This is a genomic window from Mesorhizobium sp. M7A.F.Ca.CA.004.04.2.1, from assembly GCF_004022825.1.
Taxonomy (GTDB): Bacteria; Pseudomonadota; Alphaproteobacteria; order Rhizobiales; family Rhizobiaceae; genus Mesorhizobium.
Genome location: NZ_RZPH01000105.1, coordinates 1 through 9,927 on the forward strand (window position 1 = coordinate 1; position 9,927 = coordinate 9,927).

General features: G+C 60.9%; 9 protein-coding genes. 2 read left to right on the forward strand and 7 right to left on the reverse strand.

Features of this window, described 5'->3' with window-relative positions:
* Together EN893_RS07375 and EN893_RS07380 are read left to right on the forward strand one after the other, a co-directional pair.
* Positions 1-241, forward strand: a 241-nt coding sequence (locus tag EN893_RS07375; RefSeq protein ID WP_164900750.1) for a glycine cleavage T C-terminal barrel domain-containing protein, incomplete at its 5' end; no start/stop codon positions are given.
* Positions 242-357: 116 nt separating this feature from the next.
* On the forward strand, positions 358-1,128 hold the full coding sequence (locus EN893_RS07380; RefSeq protein WP_127267676.1) for an SMP-30/gluconolactonase/LRE family protein: 771 nt from the start codon (positions 358-360) through the stop codon (positions 1,126-1,128).
* 144 nt (positions 1,129-1,272) lie between these two features.
* On the opposite strand, the gene EN893_RS07385 is transcribed toward EN893_RS07380, so the two are convergent.
* The 7 genes from EN893_RS07385 to EN893_RS38000 all read right to left on the reverse strand — a co-directional run.
* Entirely contained in the window at positions 1,273-2,178 is a 906-nt protein-coding gene (locus tag EN893_RS07385; RefSeq protein WP_127267675.1) for an allantoinase PuuE, read from the reverse strand.
* Positions 2,179-2,226: 48 nt separating this feature from the next.
* The gene (locus EN893_RS07390; RefSeq protein ID WP_236382674.1) at positions 2,227-3,294 is read right to left on the reverse strand and encodes a histidinol-phosphate transaminase; all 1,068 of its coding nucleotides are present in this window, start codon (positions 3,292-3,294) and stop codon (positions 2,227-2,229) included.
* 369 nt (positions 3,295-3,663) lie between these two features.
* Positions 3,664-6,210 carry an ATP-binding cassette domain-containing protein gene (locus EN893_RS07395; protein WP_206517115.1) on the reverse strand — a complete coding sequence of 849 codons (2,547 nt, stop codon included), beginning with the start codon at positions 6,208-6,210 and terminating at the stop codon, positions 3,664-3,666.
* A gap of 83 nt (positions 6,211-6,293) precedes the next feature.
* On the reverse strand, positions 6,294-7,490 hold the full coding sequence (locus EN893_RS07400) for a substrate-binding domain-containing protein (RefSeq protein WP_127269658.1): 1,197 nt from the start codon (positions 7,488-7,490) through the stop codon (positions 6,294-6,296).
* A gap of 85 nt (positions 7,491-7,575) precedes the next feature.
* Positions 7,576-8,622 (reverse strand): ABC transporter permease, encoded by a 1,047-nt coding sequence (locus tag EN893_RS07405; RefSeq protein WP_127386678.1) that lies wholly within the window; start codon positions 8,620-8,622, stop codon positions 7,576-7,578.
* A gap of 42 nt (positions 8,623-8,664) precedes the next feature.
* A complete protein-coding gene (locus EN893_RS07410; protein ID WP_127269013.1) occupies positions 8,665-9,552 on the reverse strand; it encodes an N-acyl homoserine lactonase family protein in 888 nt (295 codons plus the stop codon).
* 25 nt (positions 9,553-9,577) lie between these two features.
* On the reverse strand, positions 9,578-9,927 hold a 350-nt coding region (locus EN893_RS38000; RefSeq protein ID WP_164900751.1), incomplete at its 5' end, for a hypothetical protein.

A 9,927-nucleotide genomic window follows, 5' to 3' on the forward strand; every position in this document is an offset into this window, starting at 1 on the left:
CAGGGATGCCGACGCGACCGGCGGCGAGCCGATCTTCCTCACCGACGGCACGCCGATCGGCCAGGTATCTTCAGGCGCCTACGGCTATTTCGTCGAGCAGTCGCTGGCGCTTGGCTATGTCAAAGCGGGCTCCGCCAAGGCCGGCGACAAGGTCTCGGTCGCCATACTGGGAAGGCCGCATGAGGCAATCCTGCTGCCGCATCCGCCATTCGACCCCGAGGGCAAGCGGCTGCGCTCGTAGAAGCTCGGCCACCCGTTCGCCCAGTGAGCCAACTGACGAAAACCGAAGCCGGCCGGAGACGCCGGCGGAGCTGAACGAGGAAGATTTTCGACCACCTGAAAACAAAGGGGGATCGCATGATCAAACGGCATCTGCTGGGCACCATGTTTGCCCTCATTCTCACGTCCTTCACGCACGCGGCGAACGTCAAAGCGATCAATGACGATGCGTGGCTTGCCGAAGGTCCGATCTGGTATCAGGACAAGCTCTTCTACGTTGAACACGGCCGCGGCTCCGTGGACGTGTGGGACGGCAAGAAGAACGCGATCTTCTGGAAGATGGACGGCTGCGGCCCTTCGGCTGTACTGCCGACAACGACCGGCGAGTTCCTCGTTACTTGTTATGACAACAACACGATCGGCCGCATCTTCGCCGACGGCAAGTCGCTGCCGGCCTATGACAAGGACACGGACGGCAATCCGTTCAGCGGACCGAATGATTTCGCGCCCGACAAGGATGGTGGCATCTATTTCACCGGCTCCGGCAAGGGCGGGCCGTTGATCGATGCCGCGACCTGCACAACGCCAATGGTCTCGTCATCTCGAACGACGGCAAGATGCTCTATCTGGTCGAGACCGAGGACAACCGGATCATCATCGAGTTCGATGTCCAGCCCGATCACGCCCCTGAACAACCGCCGCGTCTTCCTGCGCCTCGATGATCTGTTCCCGAACCAGCCGCACATCTGGCCTGACGGCATCAAGATGGACAAGGCGGGCGAGATGTATATCGGCCAGAGCCCACGCTCGCTCGGTGCGCCAGGCAAGATCCTCGTCGTCGATGAGGGCGGCAAGCTGCGGCGCACGCTTTCAGTGCCGTCGCCATCCGTGCCGAACTTTGCCTTCTAACCCGACGAGAATGTGCTCTACGTCATGGCGCTCGATCAAATCGATGCCGTGCCCTGGTACGGCAAGGTCTACGAGATTCCAAACAAATAGCGCGTTCACTGACGGACGGGTGAAGGCTTCGCCCGACCGGTCCGGTTGATGGCGTCAGCCGCCGAACCGATCCAGCCAATGTTGGGCAAGGTCCGAGCGGCGGCAAATCCAGATGTCTGGATTGGCCTTGATCTTGTCGAGGAAGCGGGCGAGCCCGATCATGCGGCCCGGCCGTGCTGCCAGCCGGCAGTGCAGCGACACTGTCATCATGCGTGGCGTCCGTTCCGCTTCGGCCAGCAGCCAGTCCACACCATCGCTGACATATTCGAAGAACTGGCTGCCTGTCTCCAGGCCGGAGCCGCGCGAGAACCGGCTGTCATTGTTGTCGAAACTATGCGGCACCACCAGATGCCGCTTGGCATCGACGTCGACGAAATAGGGCAGGTCGTCATTGTAGTCGTCGCAATCGTAGAGGAAGCCGCCATGTTCGGCCACCAGCCGCCTTGTGTTGAGGCTGGGCCGGCCGGTGTACCAGCCGAGCGGGCGAATGCCGGTCAGGCTCTCGACGGTATCCACGGTCATCGCGATGTGATTGCGCTCCTCGGCCTCGCTCAACGGCGCGTAATCGATCCAGCGCCAGCCATGGCAGACGATGTCACTGCCAAGTGCTGCGATCGCCTTGCCGGCCGCCGGATTGAGCTCGAGCGCGCGCCCCACCACGTAGAATGTCGGGATGACGTCCTTGTCCTGAAACAGCGAGGCGAGCCGCCAGATGCCGACGCGTGAGCCATATTCGTAGAGCGATTCCATATTGCGGTTGCGCAGACCCGGCACCGCCGGAGACACGGCAAGATCCGACAGAATCGCCTCGGAGACGCCGTCGCCCTCGTCGATGCTGTATTCGGCGCCTTCCTCATAGTTGACGACGATGTTGAGCGCCAGCTTGGCGCCGCCGGGCCACTGCGCGGCAGGCGGCTTGTCGCCATAGCCGATAAAGTCACGGGCAGGCAAATACGGCATCTCTCAAGTCTCCCGAGGCTTCTGTCGCAAAACATGCGGTAGCCAACACTATCCGCCGTGCATGTCGATCAGTATGCGCAGTGCCCGATCCATTATCTCTTGCGGGCCGACCGTCGCGCGCAAACAGTCCGTGAGGCCGTAGCCGCCCAGGCCGCGCACAATGATATCGGCGCCCCATAAGGCCTTCTCTGCGGCCTCCGCGGCGGCTTCGTCGGAGAAGCGGATCAGCACGAAGTTCGTCCGGCTCTCCGGGACGTCATATCCTTTAGCCCTCAGCTCATGCGCGAACTGGTCGCGAATCCTCGCTGTGCGGGCCACGGTTTCTCGCATATAGGCCTGGTCCTCCACGGCCGCGACGGCCATTGCTAGGCTTGTCATTGTGACCTGGTTGGAGTTCTGCATCTTGCGCACTCCGGCCGCGACCGAAGGCGGAAACACCCCCCAGCCAACGCGCGCGCCGGCCAGGCCATAGGCTTTGGAAAGCGTGCGCAGCACGACCGTATCGCCACGCGCGACCAGCGCAAAGATCGGTTCGGGGTCTTGGTCGTCGAACTCGCCATAGGCCTGGTCGATCACCAGAAGCACATCCTGCGGCAAGGCGGCGCGCAAGCGCAGCAGCTCGGCGTTGCGGATGCGGGTGCCGGTCGGATTGCCGGGATTGCAGACGAACGCGACCCGCGTTGCCGGCGTGATGGCAGCCAGGATGCTGCCGGTCGAAACGGTGAAATCGTGCTCTGCCGCCTTGATGTAGGCCGCACCAACACGCGCGGCGGCGGAGGCTGCGAAATTATAGGCATAGGCCGTGCCCAGCACCTCGTCGCCTCGTCCCGCAAAGGCCGCGATGGTGCAGCTGATCAGGTCCATCGAACCGGCGCCGCACAAGATCAGATTGGGATCGATCCCATAGGCCTGCGCGATCGCCTTGCGCAGTGCAGTCCAGTCCGGATCAGGATAGAGATGGCTGCGGGCAATCGCGTCCTGGCCGGCGGTGATCGCCCTGGGGCTGGGTGGGAAAGCGCTCTCGTTCTGGGCAAGGGTTGTCCGGTCGCAGCCGCCGAAACTTGCCAAGGCAAAGGCGGACATGGCCTCGACATGAGCGGCAGCTTTCAGAGGCATGGGTGGTCCATGGGAATGTTCCTGTCGGCCATCTTGTGAACCACCGTTGCCGGACCGGCTCGTGGGACAAGTTACAAATCGCCTGCGCGTTCACAAGCAAAAACTAATCGTGCATAGGGCCCGAAATTCTGGCCCACTTTAGGACGCAAAACGCCCGGTCAGCACGAGAGCGGAAGAAAAGATGACGGTATGCTTGCACCTCGAAAAGGCGTTGCCGAAAGCCGTCAGACAACTGACCGAAATCTGGTCGCAAGAAGATCGGCATCATCAAGTGACGGGAAGCGTCGACATGCGGTTGGGGGAGATTTCGCGCTTTTTTTCGGATCTTCGCGCACTCGACGTCGTATCTCCAGTCTGCGGCAGTTCGTTTCACGGCCTCTCAATGGACGCTGACCGGGCCTGAGAATAGACTGCTACTGCGATCAGCGTCAGCAAGCCGATGAACCAATATTGCCAGGCTTGCGACAGGCCCAGGAAAACCATCGACGAATTGACTTCCTGGATCAGGACGGCGCCAAGCAGCACGCCGATGAAGCTGCCGCGTCCGCCAAAGAGACTGGCTCCGCCGAGGACCACTGCGGCAATGCTGCCCAGCGTGTATTCGATGCCCTGATTGGGATCGCCGATGCCGAGCTGCGCCACCACCATCATGCCCCCAAGCGCTGTGAGCAAGCTGCCGGCGATGAACGCGCCGACGACGGTCCAGCCTGTGCGCACACCAATATGCGCCGCCGCTTTCTCGTTGGAGCCAACGGCGCGCAAGCTCATCCCCCAACGGCTGTAGCGCAAGCCGACTTCGAGGATGATCGCCAGGACCAACGCGACGATGAACACGACCGGAATGCTGCCGATAGTGGCTTTGATGGTATCCATGACGGTGGCGCTGATGGCCCCATCGGGATAGGGCCTCAGCAACACCGAGATGCCCTGAATGATGATGTAAACCCCTAGCGTGGCGGCAACGGAGGTGAAGTTCCCGAACCGAACCAAAGTCCCGTTGGTCAGGCCGACGAGGGCTGCGGCGCCAAAAACGGCCAACACGCCAACGATTATCGTTGCCATGCCGGCACCTTCATTCAGGAAGAATGACGCGATGACGAGGCTCAAGCCGATCAACGGACCGACCGACAGATCGATCCTGCCGGTGAACACTGCGCACATCTGGCCAAACGAGACGAACGCCAGCGCAGCGGAAAGGAACAGGATCTTCTCGATGTTGAAGCCTGAGACGAAACGAATGTTGTGGCCAGACGCTACCACGCCCAGCAGCACGATTAGCCCGGCAAGCACGAAGCTTGGAACATAGTCGCCGGCAGCAACCATTCGCAGCCATGAACGCGTAGTGCCGAATCTGTCTCGTTCTTGCTGGTCGGTCTTGCGATGGGTGGTGGCCGTTATCATGGTCCGGCCGATATTGGCCTCGTTGACGTCTTGGCCTGAGAGTTCGCCCACGACGTGCCCGCGGGAGAAGACCAGCACGCGGTCGCATACGCCCTCAAGCTCAACAATATCGGATGAGACGATCACAACCAATGTCCCGCGCGAAGCGACGTCACGCAGGATGCGATAGATTTCGGCGCGGGCACCCACGTCAACCCCGGCTGTCGGCTCCTCTGCCAGCACGAGTGAAGCCTCTGCCAGGAGAGCTCGTGACAGGATCGTCTTTTGCTGGTTCCCGCCAGACAGCGTGGCGACATTCTGCTCGATCGATGCCGCGCGAATGTTCAAGTCCACTCGCTGGGCTTCCATTTGCCGCCGTTCGAGCGGACGGTCCACGACGCCAAAGTTCGCGAAACGTGACAGGGCCGAGATGGTACCGTTTTCGCGCACGGAAAGACTGGGAAAAAGGCCTTCATGCTGGCGGTCGGGAGACAGATAGATAATGCCGGCACTACGAGCGGCACCCGGGTTGCCGAGCGGCACGGTCTTCCCGTCCAGAGTGACGGCTCCACGGGCATTTCCAAGACCTGCCAGCGAACGCAGGAAGTCGCTCTGGCCGTTTCCGGTAATGCCGGCGATACCAACGATCTCGCCGCCACGCGCCGACATATTGATGTCTACGAAATCAGCGCCCGAAAGCCCTTTGACCTCAAGAATACTTGCGCCATTCAAGACACCGGCTGATTTGAGCGGAAATTGCTTGGTGACGGTGCGTCCGACAATGAGGTTGAGGATTTGGTCATCACTGACATCGCGCATCGGTGCCGATCCCTTCACTTCACCGTCACGCATGACGGTGACCGTGTCTGCGATCTGCCTGATTTCCTGCAGCCGATGCGAAATGTAGATGACCGCCGCGCCCCGAGTCGCTGCTTCGCGCACGTTGCGAAACAGGATGTCGACAAGGTCGGCTGTCAAAGCCGCGGTGGGTTCGTCAAGAATGAGGATCTTTGGGTCGATCGCAAGCGCCTTGGCAAGTTCTATCAGTTGGCTTTGCGCGATGTCGACATCGCACAGCCGGGTCTTGGGGTGAACGGCAGAGCCAACACGACGGAGTTGGGCGATTACCCAGTCATTGGCATAATCCGTTCGAAGCGCTGCTGGAACTGCAAGCAGCAGGTTTTCAGCCACCGTCAGATCGGGAAGCACCGCCGGATGTTGATGCACGATGGCGAGCCCGAGCCGTTGCGCCTGTGCCGCGCTAAAGCGATCTACAGATTGTCCACATATTTCAATCGAGCCCTGATCGTAGCTCAAAGTGCCGGAGGCAATGCCCATCAATGTCGACTTGCCTGCGCCATTTTCTCCCAGAAGCGCATGAACCTCGCCGCATCGGGCCACAAACGAAATGTCCTTCACGGCGACGACATGGCCGAAACGCTTCCACACGCCTTGCATGCGCAATCCCAACGGGCTGTCCAACGCAGTACTGGTCGGCGTTGCCATGTCAGACTGAAGCTGCTCGACGGTGGCCATGGGTCGATCCTCCTAAGTGACTTCCATCATCCTCCTTGAGGAGATGAAGGGGCGGACAGAAGCCCGCCCCGTTTGGCTCGAGATCAGAGACCGCCCTTGAGGGCTGCCAGGACCTGTTCGTCAGTCAGGCTGGTGCCGTTTGAAGCGGATTCCGGAAGCTTCGGATTGCAGAAAACAGTTCCGGCAAGCGAATCCTCGAGCTGGAAGTTCGTCACTTCCTTCACACCGGCCTCAGCCACCGTATGTTTGGTGCCGTTGGGGTCGGTTATGACGAGCGGCTGATCCATCTTGCCGCCGGCTGCCTCAGCGATCGCCCAGCGTACGGCCAGACGCACGTTCCACTGCTCGGCGCTGTTTGTCGTGTACTGGAAGGCGGACTTGGCGTCGGCATCGTGCAGCTTCTTCCAGGTGCAGCCGAACACGTTGGCGTCTTCACCGGCGATCAGCGGAAGTGGCCGACCAGCCCGTTCGAAAACGCCCGAGGCGACAACGCCCATGCTGAGGTCCGCGATCACACCGTCGATCTGCGGATACTGGGCAATTAGCGCGCCCAGCGATTTGGCGACCATGCTGGAATCCCAATTCGTCACTTCGAACGGCTTCTGTCCGATCTGGACGATGCCCGGATAGTCCTTGAAAGCTTCGAGGATGCCATCAGCGCGCTCACGGCTCTGACTGGTTCCGGCAGGCCCGCCGAGGTAGGCGACATTTCCCTTGCCGTTGAGGGCCTTGGCCATCCATTTGCCCCAGTCGACGCCATCCTGGTGGAAGTTCGTGCCGACGAAAACGCTGTAATCCTTGCCTTCCTCGCCGCCGACACGGGCCCGGTAGGGGACGACGGTGCTGCCTTGCTTGAAGGCATCGCGGATCGCCGGCAACATGGCTGGTCCGGCATCGGGGAACACGACAATGGCATTGACGCCGCGTGCCGCGAGACCGCTGAGGTCGGAGATTGCCTTCTGGGTGTTACCCTGTCCGTCGGTATGATCCCAGCCGGTGACATTCGGGCACTGGCTGGCCTCGTTGATCGCAGCGGCCGTCGTCATCTGCCGCCAGGGGTTCTGGGCGAAGCCATCCGCCAGCGCGACGGAGATTTCCTTCGTTCCGCAGAAGCTCGGCGGCGTCGCCGCTGGTTCGGCGCAGAAGACACCACCGGCGATGCCCTTGCACCAATCCGCGGCGCCGGCTTGTGTGATCGACAGCGGTGAGACAGTTGCAAAGGCCGACAGGGCGAGCGCGGCGCCCGATATCGCGTTTAATCCAAGATAAGACTTCATCATTTCCTCCCAACGAAGTTTGGTTGCTGTTCTCCAACCTGCCCGTGATGGACAGCGTTGAAACTGTTTATTCCCTTGGCCGCCGACATCATGCGGTCGACCTGTTCCTCAAGCTGATTGCCCGCCTGAGATTGCGAAAATTCAGACCATAGATGCCGACCCCAACCAGGATCGCGGCACCTTGGAAAAGGTATTGAACGCCGATGCTGGCGCCCGTCGTCAGCACCAATTGTTGCAGCTGTGTGAGAAAGAGGGCGGCGATCACGGTTGCCGCCAAATTGCCCTTGCCGCCAAACAGCGAGGTTCCACCCAGAACCGTCGCGGCGATCGACGGCATCAGGTAGTTGTCGCCCTGCTGCGGACTTGGCAGCTGCATAAGGCCGCCGAGCAGAATGCCGCCTGCCGCATAAAACAGGCTCGCACCCACATACGCGGCGATCTGGTAGCGGTCAGCGACGATACCTGCCGCGCGTGCGGCCCTGATGTTTGCGCCGACAGCCTCGAAATTGCGCCCGAAGGTCGTCGCCTTGACGACGAAAATGACGACGATAGCCATCGCTACTGCCAAATAGGCGAGCTGCGTGATGCCAAAGATCTTACCGTTGGCGAACGCTGCTATCGACCCGGGCACAGACACCGGTGTGCCGCCTGAAATCTTGACGTTCAGGCCGTAGAGCAGCGCGTTCATGCCGATCGTGGCAACGATGGGCGCAACACGAACCTTGCTGACGAGCAGGCCGCTGATCAGCCCCGCTACCGCCGCAGCGGCGAAAGCGTAGAAGAGGGCCAGGGCAACACTGCCCTCGGCATCGGGTTGGCTCTCCGCGAAGTAGCAGACGATGACAGCGCTGAGCGAAACCATCCCCGGCACGGACAGATCGATGCCGCCCTGCTGGATGACCATCGTTTGGCCCAGGCTGATGAGGGCCAGGATGGCGGCAAAGGGCAGCATTCCGCTCATCGCGCCGGTGCCAAGACTTTGCGGGGCGATCAGGCCGCCGAAGACGAACAGGACCAGCGTTGCCGCCGCGATACCCGCGGTCGGCCCGCCAGCTGAGGCAAACCAACTGCTCGGTCCGGATGCACCTTCTCCTAAGGCCGTGACCGGCTTCGGCTTGTCTGAAAGCTTTTCCACGTGTCTTGTCCTTCTGCGGATTCGCGGCATCGAACTTGTCCGTTAAAGCAGTGCGGATCTTGCTCCGCTGGCCAGACAGATTTCGCTGATCCGCAGCTTCTGGCTGGAGAGCCGGGACGGGAATGTCTGTTCGAGCCGCGACTCGTGAACGGGTATGACCCGTCGAGACTCATGGCCGACCTGTTTCATCATGGCTTCGGTGGCCATGATCAGATTGATCTGGCTGCCGGTGGCCAGGCCGACCGGGAGATACATGTCGTCGATCTTGAGCTGTTCGGAGGCGCCGTTCAGGTTCTCGAACTGGTAAACAAGATCACCGGCAAGCACCCAGGTGTCCTGGGAATCCGTCTTGCCATCATTGCGCACCGTCACCCACATGCATGCGAAGGTATGGCTGTCATAGGCGACGTGAAGATCGATGCCGGGGAAGACGTTTTCCATGGCACCATCGACCGCGATCAGGCGTTTGTCGCGCGCCAGCTGCACACCACGCAGGATATCCGCCGTATCGATGCCGGACAGGATCCAGCGCATGCGGTCCGGCAGCGACATCGCCCAGATCCATTCCTGCAGCTCCTTCTTCTGGACGTAGAAGGTGGCATTGGGAAATGCATCAACATTGCCGAAATGATCGAAATGCGCGTGCGTGATAAAGACCGCGTTGATGTCTTCCGGCGTCAATCCGATTTCGGCAAGAACCTCGCGCGGTCCGCGCCAGTTCTGGACATTGAACAGCATGCCAAGATAGTTCCCATAGTCGCGGTCGTTGTAACCGACGTCGACCATCGCGGCCCAACCGTCTCCCTTGATGACGGCGTAGCAGTAGGGCAGCTTGACATAGCCTTCATTGTGGGCGCCGTAGATGACGCCGCTCTTGTGGTATTCGGGCACGTAGCCGTACTCGAGGACGTAGATCGAATAGAGTGACACCGGTTTCCTCCCTTGATCCAGCCGGTTAATTTTTCGCGGGTCGGCAGTTGCAGCAGGCCGCCCTGAAATCCACGGGCGTCAGTCCGGCGGAAGGTTCCGAAACCATCCGCAGCGACCGCTGCGCGAAAAAAAGCGCGTCAACGACGGCATCGAGATCGGGACTTGCCGGATCAATGAGATCGGCAAGACGATCAAGCCGCGAGAGTATCCGGCCGAGAAGCACAAGCAGATCGGCTAGCGCGGCTTGGTGGCGGGCCGCTGTCGGCGGCGCCTTCACCGCACCCAGCCGGTCGGTTGCCTCGCGCAACTGCCTTGTCACCGACGCCAGCAAGAGATCGTTGCGGTTGCGGTCGAGGCTGTCGGTCTGGAGCAGAA